The sequence below is a fragment of the Rhizobium sp. RHZ02 genome (assembly GCF_014851575.1).
Taxonomy (GTDB): Bacteria; Pseudomonadota; Alphaproteobacteria; order Rhizobiales; family Rhizobiaceae; genus Rhizobium; species Rhizobium altiplani.
The window spans coordinates 76,110-95,862 of record NZ_JACUZX010000001.1 but is presented as its reverse complement, the minus strand read 5'-3'; the positions used below and the strand labels follow the sequence as shown (position 1 = coordinate 95,862).

Below are 19,753 nucleotides of genomic sequence, written 5' to 3'. Positions count from 1 at the left end.
GAGGATCTGGTGATGCGTTTGACCGTTTACTCCGACTACGCGTTGCGGCTCATGATGTATCTTGCGCTCAAGGGAGAGCGGCTGTCGACGATTGCGGAAATCGCCGAAGCTTATGATATTTCAAAGGCGCATCTGATGAAGATCACCCACGAACTCGGGCAAAAGGGCCTGATCGACACTGTACGAGGTCGTCACGGCGGCATGCGGCTTGCACGTGCAGTCGAACAGATCGGCGTCGGTGAGATCGTGCGGGCCTGCGAACCCGACTTTGCGATCGTGCCGTGCATGGAAAATGGTACGGAGATTGTCTGTGTCGTGCAGCCTGCGTGCGTATTGAAGAGGGCGCTCGCTTCGGCGGCTGCGGCATTTCTCGATGTGCTCGATGGCTACACGCTTGCCGACCTGACCCGACCAGCCGTACCATTGCGCCGCCTGCTCGCGCTGCCGGAGGCGGAAGCCCACGCAGGGCACCCGGGATGACAACAGGATCGCAAGGACCGTTTGCTCGGCAGAAGCACACCGGATGATATCGCCATCGTCGGACAGGACGGCATCGCCATGGCGGCGCAAGGCTGCAATAACCCGACGACGCTAAGTAAAGACCACGTCGCCTTCATCGATGCAGTCATGGGAGCTTGTCGAGTGCCACGATGCTCAGCTGCAAGGCCCGTTGCATCACCCTCACCTTCACGGACCGCTGGGGCTCGACATCGTGAAACCTCTCCCGCGACATTGTTTCAGAGATGAAATTTAAGCCTGGCGAGATCGCGTGATCACCAGATCTTCGGCTTCTTCTTGGCTCATATTGAGCACGGTCTTGCCAGTTTCGAAGCTGAAGCCATTGCGCCCGAAGGCCGCCATTTCCTTTGCGCTGCGCTCCCGATCGACGTCGCCACGACGAAACGGTCCGAAGCCACGCTTGCGCGCAAAATGCACGGCTGCGAGCAATTCATCCGCCTCATCAAGTGCGGCAGTAATGACCTCTTGATCGACGCCCTTTTGTGTAAGGGTCTGAGCGATGCGCCGTTTCGACCGGCCACTGCGAACACCAGAGCGCGTGCTGATCTCGGCATAGCTGATGTCGTTCAGGCCGCCATTGTCATAGGCGAAGGTCACGGCCGATTCTGCAACCGCTCTGAGCTGCATTTCGGTGATGTTCTCGAATTTGTGCTTCGCCTTCCGGATGATGGCATCGTACAGCTGTCTTTCGGTCATCATTCGCCGCTCGAGCCGATAGATGGTGGAGTTTCGGGCCCAACTCAGCATCCGTGCACTGGGAACGTCTGATGGTGCTTCATCATTGCTCACGATTCAGTCGCACCCCTGGTGCTTACCTGTGAGAGAAGCCAGGTCGTGAACGCCACGCCGAGGGCATGTTCGCGCTTACCGTCTGGCATCACGACATAATAGCTGTTTTCCGTCGCCATCGGCCGGTCAAAGACGATTTGCAGCTTTCCAGCACTCAACTCTTGTTCGATGAGATAGAGCGGTAGAAGCGCGAACCCCATCGCCATCGTAGCCGCCTCGATGATCATCGAAAACTGGTCGAACCGATTGCCGCGATAGGAAGGATCTGCGTCGACGTCGCAAAATTCGAACCATTGGCGCCAGAGTCGCGGGCGTGTAGCCAGATGCAGCAGGGGCCTGAGCATGAGCTCGGCCGGGGTTGCAACCGGATCCGCTTGTAAAAGGGTTGGGCTGGCAACGGGAACGATCTTCTCGTCGCAAAGGAAGGTGCAGGTCGCCCCTGCCCAGATTGGCTGGCCGTAATGGATGGCGAGATCGACGTTTTCCTGCTCGAAATCGAAAGGCTCGGAGCGCGATGTTATGTCAACGAGGGAGCCGGGATGGGCAGCCAGGAAGTTCGGCAGCCGAGGCGTCAGCCAACGACTGCCGAACGTCGGCAAGGTCGCAATCGAAAGCGTCGCAGTCGCATCGGCGCCCGATGCTGCACGGATCATCATCTCTTCTGTCTGATGGAGGAGCCGTCTTGCCTCAGGCAGCAGCCTTCGTCCGGCTTCCGACAGGATTGCCCGCTGGCGGACGCGTTCGAAGAGAAGGACCCCCAACTGGGTTTCCAGGTCCTTGATCTGGCGGCTGATGGCGCTTTGCGTCAGATGAAGTTCAAGAGCGGCGCGCGTGAAATTGCCGTGTCGGGCGGCAGATTCAAAAGACTGCAGCGTTGTCAGGTCGGGCGTCAGCTTTCGGGGCAAAGTCATTCCAAAACCGCATCATCTAAGCTTGATTTATTGTTATTCATGTACTCCACGCGCGATATGATCGCAATCCAGAATGAACTCTTCCAACTATGGCGCGTGAGGCAATAAATGTTGACCAGAAGTTTCGTTTCCTCCTGCAGCATCCGCTCTGCATTCTCGGCGGCAATGTCGGCCATGTATCGCACCGAGGTGCCCGCTTACGGCACCCTGATGGACATTGTTGCAAAAGTGAATGAGGCCACGCTTGCAGCCGATCCAGCCCTCAGGCGCAGGTTGGAAGAAACGGATTCCCTCGAGCGTGTTTCCGAAGAGCGCCACGGCGCCATCCGTCTCGGAACTGCCGACGAACTTGCGATGATGAGACGCGTCTTTGCCGTCATGGGCATGTTCCCGGTCGGCTATTACGATCTCAGCGAGGCAGGCGTACCAGTCCATTCCACCGCTTTCCGCCCGGTCGGCGATGTAGCGCTGAAGCGCAACCCTTTCCGTGTTTTCACCTCGCTGCTGCGCCTCGACCTGATTGCCGACGATGAACTGCGCGCCGAAGCCGAGACGGTCCTGCAGAAGCGTCATATCTTTACCGCTGGCGCCATCGAACTGACTGAAAGGGCCGAGCGCGAGGGCGGTCTAGGCGAGGACGATGCCAAGCGCTTCGTCGCAGAAGTGCTGGAGACTTTCCGCTGGCATCATCAGGCGAACGTTGATCTCGCCATGTATAGGCGCTTGCATGATGCGCACCGGCTTATAGCCGACGTTGTCTCCTTCAAGGGACCGCACATCAATCACCTGACACCCCGCACGCTTGATATCGACGACGTGCAGCGGTTGATGCCGGAATATGGCATTGCGCCGAAGGCAGTTGTCGAAGGTCCGCCGAGCCGTCGTTGCGCGATTCTGCTGCGGCAGACGTCGTTCAAGGCCCTCGAGGAAGCCGTCTCTTTCAAGGATGCGGGCGGGAACTGGCAGCAGGGCACGCATACCGCGCGTTTTGGGGAGATTGAGAGCCGCGGCATCGCCCTGACACCGAAGGGCCGCGCCCTCTACGACAAGCTCTTGGCGGATTCGCGCAAGGTCGTGCGCCCCGCGGCCGATGGCTCGAACGCTGCGGCTTACGAAAAAGCACTCGCCGAGGCTTTCGCGCCTTTCCCGGACAGCTGGGCCGAAATTCGCGACCAGGGTCTTGGCTACTTCAGCTACTCACTCACGCCGAAAGGCCGGAGCGCGATTGCCTCGGCTGATGCCAGTGTCGATCAACTTGTGGCGGAAGGCCTCATCTGCTTCGACCCGATTGTCTACGAAGACTTCCTGCCCGTCAGTGCGGCGGGCATCTTCCAGTCCAACCTCGGGGACGAGGCTGCGCAGGAGTTCACTGCAAGCCCCAATCAGCAGCGCTTCGAGCGGGACCTCGGCGCCTCGGTTCTCAACGAATTCGATCACTATGCTGATATCGAGGCGCAATCAATCGCCGAATGCCGGGCCCTTCTGACCGCGGCGCAGGCGGCCGAGTAGGCCAACAGACCGAACCAGCAACCATTCAAAACGTCAAAGAGTGCACAAATGACCATCGCAGCAAGAACAGTGAATGTGGCCCAAGAAGCCGTCGGGCTCCTCGACAAGATCGGCGTCGACAAGGCGCTCTACACAGGCGGCGACCTGGCCTCCTACAGCCCGGTCACGGGCGAGCAGCTCGCGGCTTTGAAGACAGACAGCCAGGACGCGGCGGGCGCCAAGATCGACAAGGCTGCGCGCGCATTCCAGACCTGGCGCCTTGTCCCGGCGCCGAAGCGCGGTGAGCTTGTCCGCCTCCTGGGCGAAGAGTTGCGTGCCGTCAAGACGGAGCTTGGTCGACTGGTATCGATCGAAGCCGGCAAGATTCCGTCCGAAGGCCTGGGGGAAGTACAGGAGATGATCGACATCTGCGATTTCGCGGTCGGTCTTTCCCGCCAGCTCTATGGTCTGACCATCGCAACCGAACGGCCGGGGCATCGAATGATGGAAACCTGGCATCCCCTCGGTGTTGTCGGTGTCATCTCTGCCTTCAACTTTCCTGTCGCAGTCTGGGCCTGGAACGCTGCTCTGGCGCTGGTCTGCGGCAACGCGGTCGTCTGGAAGCCTTCCGAAAAGACGCCGCTGACCGCACTTGCATCGCAGGCCATCCTGCAGCGCGCCATTGCCCGCTTCGGTGATGCGCCAGAGGGTCTGAGCGAAGTGCTGATCGGCGACCGTGCGATCGGCGAGGTCCTGGTCGACCATCCGAAGGTGCCGGTGGTTTCGGCGACGGGTTCCACACGTATGGGACGGGAAGTCGGTCCTCGACTTGCTCGCCGCTTTGCCCGTTCGATCCTGGAACTCGGCGGCAACAATGCCGGCATTGTCTGCCCGTCTGCCGATCTCGACATGGCGCTGCGCGCAATTGCCTTCGGGGCAATGGGCACGGCCGGCCAGCGCTGCACGACACTTCGCCGCCTGTTCGTCCACGAGAGTGTTTATGATCAACTCGTACCGCGCCTGAAAAAGGCCTATGCCAATGTCTCTGTCGGCAATCCGCTTGAAAGCACGGCTCTGGTCGGTCCCCTGATCGACAAGCTTGCCTTCGACAATATGCAAAAGGCGATCGGCGAGGCGAAAGCCCATGGTGGCACGGTCAACGGCGGTGAGCGCGTCGCGATGCCCCACGACAAGGCCTATTACGTCAAGCCGGCGCTGGTGGAAATGCCGTCGCAGGTCGGGCCGGTGCTGGAAGAGACCTTCGCGCCGATCCTCTACGTGATGAAATACTCCGACTTCGACAGCGTTATCGAAGACCACAATGCCGTCGGCGCGGGGCTTTCCTCGTCGATCTTCACGCTGGACCTGCGTGAAGCGGAGCGCTTCCTGTCAGCCGATGGATCCGATTGCGGTATTGCAAACGTCAACATCGGAACATCAGGCGCTGAAATCGGTGGCGCATTCGGTGGCGAGAAGGAGACCGGTGGTGGCCGCGAGTCCGGTTCGGATGCGTGGAAGGCCTACATGCGCCGTGCAACCAACACGATCAACTATTCGAAGGCTCTGCCGCTGGCGCAGGGCGTTTCCTTCGAGATCGAATAGGTGTTGCCATGACGATCGATGTGAAGATTGAAGAGGCGGGCTTTCGTCCCGCCTCGAGGATATCTGCCATAGGCGTCTCGGAGATCCTGCAGATCGGGGCGCGCGCCGCTGCCATGAAACGGGACGGCAAGCCGGTCATCATCCTTGGAGCCGGTGAGCCTGATTTTGAAACGCCAGACCATGTCAAGCAGGCTGCATGGGACGCAATGCAGCGCGGCGACACAAAATACACGGCGCTCGACGGCACGCCGGCGTTGAAGGAAGCAATCCGCACCAAGTTTTTGCGCGAGAACGAAGTTTCCTTCGAGGTTGGCGAGATAACCGTTGCCACCGGCGCCAAGCAGATCCTCTTCAACGCGATGATGGCAACCGTCGATCCCGGCGACGAGATTATCATTCCCACGCCCTACTGGACGTCCTATTCCGATATCGTTCAGATCTGCGAAGGCAAGCCGGTGCTTGTCCCATGCGATGCGCAGAGCGGCTTCCGGCTGACCGCCGAAAAACTCGAAGCGGCGATCACGCCGCGGACGCGTTGGCTGCTGCTGAATTCGCCGTCCAATCCGTCCGGTGCGGCCTATAGCGCAAAGGACTATCGCCCGTTGCTGGATGTACTGCTCAGGCATCCGCATGTCTGGTTGATGGTCGACGATATGTATGAGCACATCGTCTATGACGATTTTCGGTTCGTCACGCCGTTGCAGCTGGAGCCGCGCCTGCGTGAGCGCACGCTGACGATCAACGGCGTCTCCAAGGCCTATGCCATGACCGGGTGGCGTATCGGCTATGCAGGTGGCCCGAAGGCGCTTATCAAGGCTATGGCCGTGGTGCAGAGCCAGGCAACGTCCTGCCCATCTTCGATCAGCCAGGCTGCCGCCGTTGCCGCACTCAACGGGCCGCAGGATTTTCTTGCCGAGCGAACGCAGAGCTTCAAGCGGCGCCGCGATCTCGTCGTTTCCGGTCTGAATGCAATTGATGGGCTCGATTGCCGCGTTCCCGAGGGCGCCTTTTATACCTTCTCCGGATGTGGCGGCATTCTCGGCCGGACTGCCCCAGGCGGCCGCAAGATCACGTCGGACAGCGAGTTTTGCGCCTATCTGCTCGAGGAGGCGAATGTCGCTGTCGTTCCGGGCTCGGCCTTCGGCCTGTCGCCGTACTTCAGGATCTCCTACGCTTCAGCGGAAGCGGACCTGAAGGAAGCCCTGGAGCGAATCGCAGCGGCTTGCAGGCGGCTCGGCTGATCGTCTGAGCGAGACAGGGGCGCCATTTTCCCGCCACAAGGCAAAGTGAATTGAGTTTGGCTTTCGTTGCCAGGCAGACAACGCAAAAGCGCCCGGATCATTTCCGGGCGCTTTTTCCTGTCCGCTTTGATCGGACGATCAGCCGGCGATCTTTTCGCCGTACGCCTTCTGCGCATAGTGGTGGCCGAAGCGGCTGTCGAGGAATGCGTCGAGACCAATATCTTCCTGGCGGATGAAACCCTTGCCAGGCAACTCACCCTTGGCCAGCATGTCGAGCACGGCGCAGATGCTGCAGGCGGTGGTGATCTGGATCGCACTCATCATGCGGCCGGCGACAACAGCGCTGTAGACCTTGTTGGCATAGGTTTCCTGCACGAGACGGCCGTTCGTCCAACCGGACACAGTGACGAAGACGATGACGACGTCCTGCATCGTCGACGGCAAGGCGTGCTCGAGGATGTCCTTGAGAACTTCGCGGCGATGACGAAGGCCGAGGTCGCTCAGCAATGCCTTCATGATCGCGGCGTGGCCGGGATAGCGGATCGTACGATAGTTCAGCGTGCGAACCTTGCCCTTCAGCGTCTCACACAGCGTGCCGAGACCGCCGGAGGTATTGAAGGCCTCGTAGGTCACGCCGTCGAGGGAGAACTCTTCCCGCTCTTCCAGAGCCGGCACTTCGATGAGCTGGCCGTCGACGATCGCCTCGCAGGGCTCGATGTACTCGTTGATGACGCCGTCGGTGCTCCAGGTCAGGTTGTAGTTCAAGGCATTCGAGGGATACTGCGGCAAGGCGCCGACGCGCATGCGAACACTGTCGAGCTTGTCGAAGCGGCTCGCAAGATCGTTGGCGACGATCGAGATGAAGCCCGGCGCCAGGCCGCATTGCGGTATGAACGCGGTGGATGCACCGGCGGCAATTGCCTTGACGCGGCGGGTGGATTCGACGTCTTCGGTCAGATCGAGGTAGTGCACGCCGGCCTCGGCCGCAGCCTCGGCGATGGCAATGGTCAGATGGAACGGGGCGGCACTCAGCACGGCAAACTTGCCGGAAAGGAGTTTGACCAAGGCTGCGTGGTCGGCAATGTCCACTTCCGCCAGGCTGAGCGCGGCGTTGGTCTCCATGTGATCCAGCTGTTGCTTGCTGCGGTCGGCAAGCGTGACGTGGTAGTCGCCGGAATGGATGAGAAGACGGGCGATCGTCGAGCCGATCTTGCCAGCGCCGATGACGACAATGTTTTTCATATGCGTTCCCTCATATTGGTTCGAGAAATCTTTATGCCCCCTTTATTCCTGTCGGTTTGGTTGATTCACAGCGCGAGAATGATAAAATCGACTGGAATTCTTTGGCATATCGCCGGCTGGATTGATCAATATGACGATGAGTGACAAGGATCGGCAGCTTCTGTCGATTCTCAGCGAAAACGCCCGGATGCCGACCGCCATGCTGGCCCGCAAACTCGGCCTGTCGCGCACAACAGTGCAGGCCAAGATCGAGCGCCTGGAGCGCGACGGTGTCATAGCAGGCTATGGCGTGCGGCTATCGGATAACTTCGAGAGCGGTCAGATAAAGGCCCACGTGCTGATCACCCTTGCTGCCAAGGCGCTCGGACGCGTCACCCAAGAGCTGCAGGCCATTGCGGACGTCCGCTCGGTCCATTCGGTCAGCGGTAGCTTCGACATGATCGCAATCGTTGCCGCCGGCTCGATCAGCGAGCTCGATACCGCCATCGACAAGATTGGTGATATCGACGGCGTCGAGAAAACCCTCTCTTCGATCATCCTGTCGACGCGCATCAACCGCTAAAGGGCACCTGCATCTCGCGGTCAGCCTGGATTGCCCAAAACACTAGACGCGGTAGGTGACGGCCGCTCCGGTGAGACCAGCACCGGCTGCTGCAAGAAGAAGGGTTTCACCCTCCCTGAGAGGCCGGGCGGCTGCATCCAGCGACAAGGTGAGCGGGATCGTCGCGGCGGAAGAGTTTCCGAACCGGTCCAGCGAGCAGACGGTCCGTTCGGGCCCGATCCCGAGATTGGTTGCAACAGCCTGAAATATCCGGACATTGGCCTGGTGCGGTACAAATCGGGTGATCGCTGCAGCTTCCACGCCAGCCATGTCGAGCGTCCGCTGCGAGGCGGTGCTCATCATCTCGACCGCCCGGGAAAACACCTCACGCCCGTCTCGCATCGTCATCAGATAGTCCGTGGCGGCGCGCCCCGGCGCGAAGGGCTTGTTGCTGCCGCCGGCGGCAATCGAGATCAGGTCATAGTTGCTGCCCTCGGAGCAGAGTTCAGTGCCGAGAATTCCGACGGTAGGATCGCTCGAGGGCGTCAGCACGACTGCGCCCGCCGCGTCGGCAAACAATACGCAACTGGCACGCTCGGCCGGATTGATGCGGCGACTGAGAATATTGGCGGCAACAACAAGAACCGGCCTCCCCTGGGTGCGAACGAAAGCGTCGGCGAGTGTCAGGGCATAGAGAAAGCCGGAGCAGGCGCCGGCCAGGTCGATCGCGCCACAGTGCTCTAGTCCAAGCCTGTGTGCCACGAGTGGCGCCGTCGGTGGCAGCAGCTGATCCGGCGTGGAGGTTGCCAGGAGCATCAGGCCGACCTCGGATCGATTGATCCCGGCATTGTCGAGGGCCATGGCTCCGGCTTCGGTGGCGAGGCCGCTGAGGGTGTCGCCCTCTTCTGCCCAGTATCGGGTGCGGATCCCGGTGCGACGCTCGATCCAACCGGTTTCGAGCCCGAGGGATTGCTCGATTTCGGCGTTTTCGACACAGCGACCCGGAACAGCGTGCCCAAAGCCTGCGATGCGCGCGGAGCGGACCTTCATCATGCTGCCGTTCCGATCAGTTCGTCCGCTGCCTCGTCTATGGCGTCATAAAGGCGATCAATTTCGGTTTCCGACACGCAATAAGGCGGCATGAGGTAGATGACGTTTCCAAGTGGCCGGATGAGCAGGTGGCGGTCGCGGAAGAAGCTGCGCAAGCGCGGTCCTATGTCGGCTAAATATCCTTCCGAGCGGACAGCCATGTCCAGCGCCGCAATGGTGCCGGTCTGGCGGACGTTCATGAACCGCCGATCATTGGCAAAGCGTCGCAGCGCCTTCTCCTGCAGGGCAGCGAGGTGATCTATGCGCGCCTGAACCGGCTCTTTCGCCCAGATCTCCAGGTTGGCGACCGCTGCCGCGCATGCAATCGGGTTGGCAGTGTAGGAACTCGAATGGAAGAAGGTCTTGCGGCGGTCGGTGGAAACATGCGCGTCAAAGATCTCGCTTGTGCAAAGTGTGGCAGCGAGCGGCATGGCGCCCCCGGTCAGTCCTTTTGATGTGCAGAGGATATCCGGACAAATGCCTGCCTGATCGCAGGCAAACAGGGTGCCTGTCCTGCCCCAGCCGGTCATCACTTCGTCTGCGATGAAAAGCACATCGTGGGAGCCGGCGATCTCCCTGAGCTTGCCGAGCAAGGATGGCTCAAACATCTTCATGCCTCCGGAGCCAAGTACCAGTGGCTCAATCAACAAAGCCGCGACCTGGCCGGAGCAACAAAGGAGGTGAAAGGCATCAAGCGTCCGTTGCTCCGAACCGGGCTCCGGAAAGGCAAGTCGATCGACGCCGAACAGCAGAGGCTCGTAGGCGGCATTGAAGACGCCCCTTTCGCCGACGGACATCGTTCCGATCGTGTCGCCATGATAACCGTGCTCCATGACGACGATCCGATCGCGGCGCCTGCCGGTGTTGTGGAAGAAGCCAAGCGCCATCTTCAACGCAACCTCGACCGCCGTCGACCCGCTGTCCGAATAGAAGACGTGCTCAAGCCCGGCCGGACTTACCTTGATCAGACCACGGGCGAGTTCTTCGGCAGGGGCATGCGTGTATTCGGCGAAGATGACCTGGTCATAACTGTCGGTCGCACGGCGGATCGCCTCCATGATCGTCGGATGCCGATGCCCGTGGGTGATGACCCACCATGAGGAGATCGCATCAAGAATGCGACTGCCGGCTTCGTCGATCAGATAGGCGCCTTCCGTCTCTATGACCTTTTTCATCGGCGGCTCGAGGCCGTGCTGTGTAAATGGATGCCATACAGGGGAACGCGTCATGACGTTGAACTCCGAAAGACCGACACGTCGAAGCCGCGATGAAAGGCTGCCATCAGGCCGTCGTGGGTAAGTGGGTCGGTCGGCTCCAGCCGTCCCAATTCCCGAGCACCACTCATGTGGATGATGATCCTCTGGGTTTCGGCGTTTTCCTTGCCCATAAAGGCAATGCCGAAGATGGGCACACATCGGCGCTGCAGCGCTTCTACGGATAACAGCGTATGGTTGATGGTGCCGAGCGAGGTTCTGGCGCACAGGATGACGGGTGCCTGCCAGCGAGCGAAGATATCGGCAAACAGGATTCCTGATGTCAGTGGAACGAGAACGCCACCAGCGCCCTCAATGACAAGCGGATGTGGGAGCGCCGGGAGTTCAAGCGCGCCGGGTTCGATCGTTACGTCATCAAGCGCTGCTGCGTGGTGGGGGGATGCTGGTGTCTTTAGCCGGTAGGCCTCGGGGAGAATCCGTTCGGGCGGAACGTTGCCCAGTCGGGCGACTGTTTCTGCGTCGGTCTCCTCGTCCAGTCCCGACTGGACAGGTTTCCAGTAATGCCCTTTGAGTGCGCAGGTCAATGCGGCAGCGAAAACAGTCTTGCCGATGCCGGTGTCAGTGCCGGTGACGACGAAGCGCGACGTCATTGCTGCTCCTTTCGCATGACAACGGCCAGCCTCTCGAACAGCCGCGAAATTGTCTCCGGTTCGACGTTGAGGGTGATGGAGATGCGCAAACGCGCCGTGCCCTCTGCCACGGTTGGTGGGCGGATGGGTCTGACGTCGAAACCCTCGGTCCGCAAGCCTTCGGCGATCCGCACCGCGCGACGATTGTCGCCGACAAGAATGGGGAGGATCTGTGAGCCGCTGGATCGCATCCCGATCGTCCTTTCCATCTCGCAATTGGCAAGAGAGACAAGTCCGGCGAGCTTGTCGCGTCGCTCCGGTTCATCGTCGAGGATCCTCAATGCCTCCCGAACTGTCGCAGCCATCAGCGGGGATGGTGCCGTTGAATAGATGAAGTTGCGGGCGCGATTGACGAGGAAATCGCAGAGGACTGCCGGTGCAAGGACAAGCGCGCCCGACGCACCAAGCGCCTTGCCACAGGTGTGCAGCGTTATGCAGTTTTCTGGATGCCCGATCTGCTCCGCCAGGCCGCGTCCTCCCTTTCCGAAGACCCCCGTCGCATGTGCCTCATCGATGACGAGGAAACCATCATGGAGCCTCGCAAGTTCGGCCAACTCGCGAAGCGGCGCGCGATCCCCGTCCATCGAGTAGAGACTTTCGACAGCGATCCAGGGTCGGCCGGTGCCGCCGGCTTTGCGCCATGATCGGATGGCGTCGGCGACGGCGTCGACATCGTTGTGTGAGGTCGCGATCGATGGCGCTCGGCTGGCAGAAATCCCTTCATGAGCGCTGGCATGGATGAGCGCATCATGAAGGATGATGTCCTGGCGCTGTGGCAAGGTTGAGAACAACGCCACATTGGCAGCATAACCGTTGGCGAAGTAGAGCGCCCGTTCTGCCCCGAAATACGCGGCAGCCTCCCGCTCCAGCGCGTCATGCTCCGGATGATTGCCACGTAGCAGGCGCGAACCCCCGGCCCCCACTGCCACGCCGCGGTCCAATGCAGACCGAAGCGCATCTCCTAGCCGCTGCGATTGCGCAAGACCAAGATAGTCGTTCGAGGCGAAATCCGCGCCGGAAGCGGCGACAAGGCTGCGGCTCCTTCCCTTGCGATCAAGGCCAGCGAGCTTGCGCTCATAGACTGCAAGGCCCCCGGCACTCACTCTACCCGTTCCAGCTGTTCGGCCTTCAACCCCAGGCGGCGAAAGAGAGCCGCGTCGTGATCCTCACCGGGATTGTCCGCTGTCAGGAGGGTTTCGCCCACAAAGATGGAATTGGCGCCCGCAAAGAAACAGAGCGCCTGCATCTCGTCCGACATATCCGTTCGTCCCGCAGACAGTCGAACGTGGGAAGCAGGCATCAGGATGCGTGCCAGTGCAACCGTCCGAACGAATTCGATTGGATCGATCGGCTTTGCATTGGCGAGCTTTGAACCCGGGATCGGGATCAGCATATTGATCGGAACGCTCTCTGGCGGCGCCGGAAGATTGGCAAGCGTGACAAGCATCGAGATCCGATCTTCCGCCGTCTCGCCCATTCCGAGAATGCCGCCGGCGCAGACCTTGATGCCCGCCTGGCGGACATTGGCAAGGGTATCAAGGCGATCTGCGAAGGTCCGGCTTGTGATGATCTCGCTATAGAAGCGCTCCGAGGTATCGATGTTGTGATTGTAATAGTCGAGGCCGGCATCCGCGAGCCTTGCCGATTGCTGCGGCGTCAGCATGCCGAGCGTCATGCAGGTCTCCATCCCGAGCGCCCGCACACCCTCGACCATAGCGACGATCGAATCCATGTCCCGGTCCTTGGGGCTGCGCCAGGCGGCGCCCATGCAATAGCGCGTTGCACCCCCTTCCCTCGCCTTTCGCGCTTCGGAAAGTACGCGGTCGACCTCCATCAGTTTTGAAGCCTTGAGGCCGGTCGGATAATGGGCCGACTGGCTGCAATAGCCGCAGTCTTCGGCGCATCCGCCGGTCTTGACGGACAGGAGACGGCTCATCTGTACGGCATTGGGATCAAAATTGGCTCGATGGATGCCGTGGGCGCGAAAGAGAAGGTCGTTGAAAGGCAAATTATAGATAATTGTGGCGTCGGATGCGGTTATATGCTCCCTATTGCCGTTCGCCGCGTTTGGACAGTCGGTATGTGGCTGCATTTGACTAAAACCTTTGCGCTGCGGGATGTCGAGTCGTAGATAGAAATAAAAATTATCTATAATAATTTCCTGCGACGTTAGGCAAGTGCGTTTTTCAGTCCGCGGGAGGTAAATTGGGGATCCGGCTCTGGTGCTCCAGTGTCGGCTAGCGCCTGATTGGCTGACAAGCTTCGCGTTTTCGATGCCACTCTCACAAATCAGGCTGCATTCCAGCGCGCAACAGGGATTGCGATCGCTCGGCCGATGCGCGTCGCTATTGTCCGAGCTCGGAGCGCAGGCTACCGCTGAGCAGGAAACGCGCGGGGAGCAAGTGAGAACGGAGGCTAGCCGACGATTGCAAATCGCTCGCGAGCGGCATGCTGCATTCGCCGCGACGGGCCGCCGATCCATTGCACATGCCGCTCCAGCGCGGTCACGGCATTCTCGACCTTGCCGGCGCGAAGAAATGCGAGAATGCTGCGGTGGTCCGTATCGATTCGCGGTTCCCAGTCGGTGAGCCAGGTGGCGAACAAGAATCGGGCGCTCGCCGCATGCAGGTCGTCAATGGCAGAAAGCAGACGCGGCATTTCGCAGGGTTCGAGGATGAGCTTGTGAAACCTGCGATTGGCCTCTTCCCAGGTGCGAACGTCGCGCGCATTGTCACCGTCGATCGTTGCCTGCTCGGCCTGGTCGAGACGCGAAGGCGTCAGGTGCTCTGCCGAGTGGCGCAGTGCAAGGCCCTCGAGGGCGGCGCGCATCTTCGCGACCTCCTGCACCTCCTTTAGATCGAAGGAGGCAACACGAACGCCGCGGCGGGGTTCGCTGACGGCAAGGCCTTGTGCCTCCAGACGGCGCAGGGCCTCGCGCACGGGAACGTGCGAGGATCCGAATTCCTCGGCTATGTGGTCCTGCTTCAGTTTCGAGCCGGGCGGCAAGGCGCCCGTCACGATGCGCTCCGCGAGCGCGCGACTTATGCGGCCGGCTATCGTGTCGTCGTTATGAATAGTCATATTTTAGAGATAGTTCCTGCGCTCGATGCTGTCGAGATGCGTATCACCGACTGCTGTGGATTGGTAGGTTGGCCCTGCAGCGGTTCCTGGCGGTTTTGACGCCATGCGGCAATGGTTGCAAAGTTCCGGCACGAAGATCGGCAATGCCAGGCCCTGATTGTTTGTCCATTCGACACCAAAGGTGGGGTCATCGCTGCGGAAGTTGTCTGGCCATGACGCGGGACAATCTCTTGTTCGTCCAACGCCTTCTTGCAATGATTGTGTTGGATGCAGGGAAGCGCGGGACGACCGAAGGGTTCCTTGTCGGATATCGGGGTCACGCTCGGGCGTTGTCGTCAGGATCCGTTCCGCACAGCGCGGTGAAGGCTTCCTCGTCGTTGGCGGTAACAGCCGCGGGCGCAAGCTTTGCGGCGTTTGCCTGTAGTCGGCGAACTCCACGCTCCGACGGCGGGCCGTGCCGGGCGGCGATAACATTTCGTCCTGGAAATAAACACTTGGGCACGCCAGATGGCGCGCTCGTGCGTATGATGGTGGCTTCACCGTTGCGTTTGCGGAGATTCTCTTGCCGATGAGCGGCGCGCGGGCCTGCGTCATCTGAAACGTGGCGCCATGGCGGGCTGACCTCCTGTGGTCACGTCGGCACTGTGGTTTGCGCGTGGTTGGTGTTGCACCTGCTGCCGCTTGTGTGCGGGCGTCGCACTTGGCGGCTGCGCGGGCCAGGCGTGAAGGCGGCGGCGTTACCTACAGGCCTTCGCGCGCCGGGCAAGCATGAGAGGGCTTTTCGCGAAGAGCCGAGGTGGTGAGCGACAATGCGGTCGGCGCCTTCGGGGACGATGGTTGGTGCATGCAGGATGATTGGGCCTTGTCGCAGGGCTTGGCTCGGACATGAAGGGATCAGCGACTGGACTTGCCAAGTCTCTCGGCGCTGCCTGCCTGTCTGGCGCTCGCATTGGCCGGAAGACCGTCGGGGGGGGGGGGGGCAGCATCAGGAGATGCCCTGACCATCGGTTGCTGCCAGCCTCGCAGTGTCCGGGTTCGAGCGGAGTTCCCCGCGGGGAACAATGGGCCAGATGACGTGTCGTGCCGCTATCCACCGGCGCGAGGGGTAGTATCAGTTTGAAAGGCATCCTTGGCGTTGTCGCAGGCCTTTGCTCGGACATGAAGGGATCTGCGAATGGCCTTGCCAAGGCGCTGGGAGCTGTCTGCCTGTCTCGCGCTCGCATTGGCCGGAAGACCGTCGGGGTGCAGCATGAGGAGATACCCTGACCATCGGTTGCTGCCAGCCTCGCAAGGTCCCGATCAAGCGAAGTTCCCCGCGGGGAACAATGGGCCAGATGACTGATCGGTCGGCTATCCACCGGCGCGAGGGGAAGTATCGGTTCGACAGGAATCGTTGGGCGTCGTCGCAGGGCTTGGCTCGGACATGAAGGGATCTGCGACCGGAGTTGCCAAGTCCCTCGGCGTTGCCTGCCTGTCTCGCGCTCGCATTGGCCGGAAGATCGTCAGGACGCAGCATCAGGAGGTGCCCTGACCATCGGGTTGCTGCCAGCCTCGCAGGGTCCCGACCATGCGGAGTTCCCCGCGGGGAACAGTAGGGTCAGATCATTTGTCGCGCCGCTGATCCACCGGCATGAGGCGCAGAATCATCTCAAAATAACTGCGGCGTGATTGGTGTGCCTTGGTGACAATTCGCCGATGATCGGGCGATTGTTGTTGACAAAGCACGGTCTTGTCCGAGATTCTGTGGGCAGGTTTCAGCATTTGCGCCGCTCGCAGGAAGCGGCGCAAGGACATTTTCTGGATGCCGCAGCCGTCATTGAGGCAATTTCAGCAGCATCCTTCGGCATTGGCTTCCCGCCCTGCAAATAGCATGTAGCGGAACCAAACTGGTCATTGGCTGCCGTAAGTGAAAATATGTACGGTTGGTCAATGATTTAGCGGCGGCGCAACGACTGTGTCAGCAGACGCTGCGAAAGCGATCAACGCATGTGGAGAGCACTTCTTCCCCCGGTCGTTTCCACCAGTTCGCTGCCGAAAAGATTTCGACTTCCTGCGCTCCATGATAACCGGCAGCCTCGATGGAGCGTCGGATCCCCTTGAGATCGATCACGCCGTCTCCCATCATGCCGCGGTCCAGCAACAGGTCCGTGGTCGGAACCAGCCAGTCGCAGATGTGGTGTGCCAGGATCCGGCCCGACGCCCCGGCTCGGGTGATTTGCTGCTCGAGTTTCGGGTCCCACCAGACGTGATAGACGTCGATGGCCACACCGACGCCGTTGCCGAGAAGGTCACAGATATCGAGTGCCTGCTCAAGTGTGTTCACGCAGGCGCGGTCGGCGGCATACATCGGATGCAGCGGTTCGATCGCAAGTGGTATGCCGGATGCGCGTGCGTGCGGAAGGATCGCGCCGATCCCGTCTGCAACCATATCGCGCGCGTGGGCGATATCCCTGGACCCCGCAGGCAGGCCTCCGACGACGAGAACCAGGCAGTCGGCGTTGAGAGCAGCTGCCTCATCGATCGCCCTCTTGTTGTCGTCGATTGCTGCAGCTCGCCCCGCAGCATCCGCGGCGGGGAACATGCCCCCGCGGCAAAGCCCGGTCACCTGCAGTTGGTTGTCGGCGACGATCCGGGCAGCTTCCGACAAGCCGATCTTATGCACCTGATCACGCCAGGGAGCGATCGCAACAATATCCTGCTTGAGGCAGGCCTCGACCGCCTGCTTCATGTCGTACTGCTCTCGCACCGTCGCGAGGTTGATGGAAAGGCCATTGACTGCCATTTTTGATATTCCTCCCTCACCTCGCGATGCGAAGTGCATGCCGTGATTTTCAGATGCCTGCAGTCGCCAGGATCGTCTTCATCCGGCTGACGGCGAGATCCGGATCCCGCAGGACGCGGGCCTCGTCGGCAAGTCGGAACAGTTCCGCCAGATGCACCATCGAGCGCGTGCTTTGCTGGCCACCCAGCATCTGGAAGTGATTCTGGAAACCATTGAGGTAGGCCAGGAAGACAACGCCCGTCTTGTAGAACCGCGTCGGTGCCTTGAAGATGTGCCGTGACAGGGGCACGGTCGGCGCCAGGATCTCGTGGAATCCGGCGAGATCGTCTGCGCCAAGCTTCTGAAGGGCAGCGCTTGCCGCGGGTGCGATGGCATCAAAAATGCCGAGCAGGGCGTGTGAGTATCCTTTCTCGTCGCCGGCGATAAGCTCCGCGTAGTTGAAGTCATCGCCCGTATACATCTTGACCGCCGGATCAAGCTTTCGACGCATGACGATCTCTTTCTCCGCGGAGAGGAGGGAGATCTTCACGCCGTCCACCTTGGTTGCGTGGTCATTGATGATGGCGACGGCCGTTTCCATGGCCTGCATATCATCACGCGAACCCCAATAGCCGGCGAGCGCAGGATCAAACATATCGCCAAGCCAATGGATGATCACCGGCTGCCGGACCTGCCGCAAGATGCGATCATAGACACGCACGTAATCCTCGGGGCTCTTGGCGGCGGCCGCAAGCGCGCGGCTTGCCATGAGGATGATCCGCCCGCCCTGTCCTTCGACGTAGGCGACCTGCTCCTCATAAGCCTGGATGACATCATCGATGCTAACGCCAGGGCCTGGTGGCAGATGGTCGGTGCCGGCGCCATAGGCGATGAGGGCATCCGGGCGCCTGCGCGCTGCCGATTGGACATTGGCGATGAGTTCCTTGGCGCCAGCCCAGTCGAGCCCCATGCCGCGTTGGGCGGTGTCCATCGCCTCGGCAACGCCGAGGCCGAGATCCCAAAGATACTCCCGGAATGCAACGGTGCGTTCCCAGTCGATGTTGCGGTCGAGCCATGGATCGTTGTCTGCCAATGGATCGACGACCACATGAGCGGCCGCGTAGGCGACACGGTTGAAGGCATGGCCGCCGGCCGGGCGTTCCGGCGCGGCAAGCGGTGCGTTGGCGATGGCATAATCCTCCAGCGTGCCGCCGGAGACGGGAAGGCGAAGTGACTTTGCCATGGCCGTCAGGCAACCTTGCGCACGGAGGTGTCGGCGAGCGAGGGAACATCCACCCAGCGGCGTTCCTTCCAGCTCTGGTGCGCCAGTTCCGCAAGCTGAACACCCTTGGCGCCCTCGCGCAGCGTGAACCTCCACGGCGCGTCTTCGACGACGTAGCGCAGGTAGTCTTCCCACTGCGCCTTGAAGCCGTTGTCGAAAACCTGGGTTTCCGGAACCTCGTCCCATGTCCTGTAGAAGTCGATCGTCTGCGGCTGATCGGGATTCCAGACAGGCTTCGGTGTGTTGACCCGATGCTGCGTCCAGCATTTGGTCAGACCGCAGACGGCCGAACCATGTGTTCCGTCGACCTGGAAGGTCACGAGGTCGTCACGACGCACGCGAACCGCCCAGGAGGAGTTGATGTGGGCGACGATGCCGCCCTCGAGTTCAAAAGTCGAATAGGCTGCGTCGTCGGCATCTGCCCTGTAGGTCTTGCCGTTCTCGTCGACGCGGCTCGGGATATGGGTGGACGCGTAGCAGCTGACGGCCTTGACCTCGCCAAAGAGGTTGTCCAGCACGTAGCGCCAGTGCGGCAGCATGTCGAGGATCATGCCGCCACCATCGGCCGCGCGATAGTTCCAGGATGGACGCTGAGCCTTCACGCCCCAGTCACCCTCGAATACCCAGTAGCCGAACTCGCCGCGTACCGAGAGTATCTTGCCGAAGAAGCCGCTGTCCTTGAGCAGCGCGATCTTGCGCAGTCCCGGCAGGTAGAGCTTGTCCTGCACGACACCATTTTTGACGCCGCGCTGTTCGGCAAGCGTCGCAACGGAAAGCGCCTCCTCGAGCGTCTCCGAGATCGGCTTTTCGCAATAGACATGCTTGCCGGCCTCGATTGCCTTTTTCAAGAGCGAGACGCGCATTTGCGTCGAGCCTGCGTCAAAAAAGATCCTGTTGTTCGGATCCGCAAGGGCGCTGTCGAGATCAGTGGTCGTGCGCGTCAGACCGTGCTTGTGGGCAATGGCCTCGATCTTGTCGGCGTTGCGTCCGACGAGGATCGGATCGGGCATCAGGCGGTCGCCGTTGGAAAGCTCAAGGCCCCCCTGCTCGCGGATCGCGAGAATGGAGCGCACCAGATGCTGGTTATAGCCCATGCGGCCGGTGATCCCATGCATGATAATGCCAAGCGAAATCGTCGCCATCTGCGTCTTCCTCCCGTAAATAACTATTTAGTTACATAAGTGCCATGTGCTCCCCATGCTGTCAACCCGGCCCGTTGCTGGCGACCAAGAAATGGCGCAGGCGCCAGCCCCCACAAAGTTCCTGAAGCTCGCTCTTGCTCGTTGCAACGCCTGCGCACAATC

18 protein-coding genes and 2 pseudogenes are annotated in these 19,753 nt (G+C 60.7%); 6 read left to right on the top strand and 14 right to left on the bottom strand.

The genetic code is table 11. From position 1 onward, the window contains the following. Nucleotides 1–12 precede the first annotated feature (12 nt). The gene (locus IB244_RS00405; RefSeq protein WP_018855499.1) at nt 13–480 is read left to right on the top strand and encodes an RrF2 family transcriptional regulator; all 468 of its coding nucleotides are present in this window, start codon (nt 13–15) and stop codon (nt 478–480) included. A gap of 15 nt (nt 481–495) precedes the next feature. Next, a pseudogene (locus tag IB244_RS32865) lies at nt 496–716 on the top strand (LacI family transcriptional regulator); the annotation flags it as partial. A gap of 34 nt (nt 717–750) precedes the next feature. Here the strand turns inward: IB244_RS32865 and recX are convergent. From recX to IB244_RS00390, 3 genes are read right to left on the bottom strand one after another with little or no spacing between them, the layout of a single operon-like run. Then, nucleotides 751–1,308 carry a recombination regulator RecX gene (gene recX, locus IB244_RS00400; protein WP_192302735.1) on the bottom strand — a complete coding sequence of 186 codons (558 nt, stop codon included), beginning with the start codon at nt 1,306–1,308 and terminating at the stop codon, nt 751–753. After that, nucleotides 1,305–2,219 (bottom strand): LysR family transcriptional regulator, encoded by a 915-nt coding sequence (locus IB244_RS00395; RefSeq protein ID WP_192302733.1) that lies wholly within the window; start codon nt 2,217–2,219, stop codon nt 1,305–1,307. Before IB244_RS00395 ends, recX begins: the two co-directional genes overlap by 4 nt. Next, nucleotides 2,216–2,395 carry a hypothetical protein gene (locus IB244_RS00390; RefSeq protein ID WP_018855496.1) on the bottom strand — a complete coding sequence of 60 codons (180 nt, stop codon included), beginning with the start codon at nt 2,393–2,395 and terminating at the stop codon, nt 2,216–2,218. Before IB244_RS00390 ends, IB244_RS00395 begins: the two co-directional genes overlap by 4 nt. Here IB244_RS00390 and IB244_RS00385 point away from each other — a divergent pair. Genes IB244_RS00385 through IB244_RS00375 form a run of 3 tightly spaced genes read left to right on the top strand, consistent with a single transcriptional unit; the run spans nt 2,328 to nt 6,550 of the window. Further along, nucleotides 2,328–3,728 (top strand): VOC family protein, encoded by a 1,401-nt coding sequence (locus IB244_RS00385; protein ID WP_192302731.1) that lies wholly within the window; start codon nt 2,328–2,330, stop codon nt 3,726–3,728. The genes IB244_RS00390 and IB244_RS00385 overlap by 68 nt on opposite strands. A 48-nt stretch (nt 3,729–3,776) precedes the next feature. Further along, the gene (locus tag IB244_RS00380; protein ID WP_169679969.1) at nt 3,777–5,309 is read left to right on the top strand and encodes an aldehyde dehydrogenase family protein; all 1,533 of its coding nucleotides are present in this window, start codon (nt 3,777–3,779) and stop codon (nt 5,307–5,309) included. 8 nt (nt 5,310–5,317) lie between these two features. Further along, complete coding sequence (locus IB244_RS00375; RefSeq protein WP_192302729.1) at nt 5,318–6,550, top strand: pyridoxal phosphate-dependent aminotransferase; 1,233 nt, start codon at nt 5,318–5,320, stop codon at nt 6,548–6,550. 138 nt (nt 6,551–6,688) lie between these two features. Here the strand turns inward: IB244_RS00375 and IB244_RS00370 are convergent, their stop codons facing one another. Beyond that, a complete protein-coding gene (locus tag IB244_RS00370; RefSeq protein WP_192302727.1) occupies nt 6,689–7,792 on the bottom strand; it encodes a saccharopine dehydrogenase family protein in 1,104 nt (367 codons plus the stop codon). A 130-nt stretch (nt 7,793–7,922) separates the two neighbouring features. Here IB244_RS00370 and IB244_RS00365 point away from each other — a divergent pair, with 130 nt between their 5' ends. Beyond that, nucleotides 7,923–8,354, top strand: a complete 432-nt coding sequence (locus tag IB244_RS00365) for an Lrp/AsnC family transcriptional regulator (RefSeq protein WP_112646901.1) — start codon at nt 7,923–7,925, stop codon at nt 8,352–8,354. A 42-nt stretch (nt 8,355–8,396) separates the two neighbouring features. Here the strand turns inward: IB244_RS00365 and IB244_RS00360 are convergent, their stop codons facing one another. The 10 genes and pseudogenes from IB244_RS00360 to IB244_RS00315 all read right to left on the bottom strand — a co-directional run bounded on the left by IB244_RS00360 (nt 8,397) and on the right by IB244_RS00315 (nt 19,591). Beyond that, entirely contained in the window at nt 8,397–9,386 is a 990-nt protein-coding gene (locus IB244_RS00360; RefSeq protein ID WP_192302725.1) for a beta-ketoacyl-ACP synthase III, read from the bottom strand. Then, nucleotides 9,383–10,651, bottom strand: coding sequence for an adenosylmethionine--8-amino-7-oxononanoate transaminase (locus tag IB244_RS00355; protein ID WP_192302723.1), 1,269 nt, complete (start codon nt 10,649–10,651; stop codon nt 9,383–9,385). The genes IB244_RS00360 and IB244_RS00355 overlap by 4 nt, the downstream gene beginning before the upstream one ends. Then, nucleotides 10,648–11,286, bottom strand: coding sequence for a dethiobiotin synthase (gene bioD, locus IB244_RS00350; RefSeq protein ID WP_192302721.1), 639 nt, complete (start codon nt 11,284–11,286; stop codon nt 10,648–10,650). The genes IB244_RS00355 and bioD overlap by 4 nt, the downstream gene beginning before the upstream one ends. Next, a complete protein-coding gene (locus tag IB244_RS00345; RefSeq protein ID WP_192302719.1) occupies nt 11,283–12,428 on the bottom strand; it encodes an 8-amino-7-oxononanoate synthase in 1,146 nt (381 codons plus the stop codon). Before IB244_RS00345 ends, bioD begins: the two co-directional genes overlap by 4 nt. Beyond that, nucleotides 12,425–13,357, bottom strand: a pseudogene (bioB, locus tag IB244_RS00340) (biotin synthase BioB); the annotation flags it as partial. The gene IB244_RS00345 and the pseudogene bioB, both read right to left, overlap by 4 nt. A gap of 383 nt (nt 13,358–13,740) precedes the next feature. Continuing rightward, nucleotides 13,741–14,406, bottom strand: a complete 666-nt coding sequence (locus IB244_RS00335; RefSeq protein ID WP_025658367.1) for a GntR family transcriptional regulator — start codon at nt 14,404–14,406, stop codon at nt 13,741–13,743. A 1,602-nt stretch (nt 14,407–16,008) separates the two neighbouring features. Continuing rightward, the gene (locus IB244_RS00330) at nt 16,009–16,194 is read right to left on the bottom strand and encodes a hypothetical protein (RefSeq protein ID WP_192302717.1); all 186 of its coding nucleotides are present in this window, start codon (nt 16,192–16,194) and stop codon (nt 16,009–16,011) included. 169 nt (nt 16,195–16,363) lie between these two features. Next, nucleotides 16,364–17,188 carry a sugar phosphate isomerase/epimerase family protein gene (locus IB244_RS00325; RefSeq protein ID WP_192302715.1) on the bottom strand — a complete coding sequence of 275 codons (825 nt, stop codon included), beginning with the start codon at nt 17,186–17,188 and terminating at the stop codon, nt 16,364–16,366. 49 nt (nt 17,189–17,237) lie between these two features. Further along, nucleotides 17,238–18,410 (bottom strand): dihydrodipicolinate synthase family protein, encoded by a 1,173-nt coding sequence (locus IB244_RS00320; RefSeq protein WP_192302714.1) that lies wholly within the window; start codon nt 18,408–18,410, stop codon nt 17,238–17,240. 5 nt (nt 18,411–18,415) lie between these two features. Then, nucleotides 18,416–19,591 (bottom strand): Gfo/Idh/MocA family protein, encoded by a 1,176-nt coding sequence (locus IB244_RS00315; RefSeq protein ID WP_192302713.1) that lies wholly within the window; start codon nt 19,589–19,591, stop codon nt 18,416–18,418. Nucleotides 19,592–19,753 lie beyond the last annotated feature (162 nt).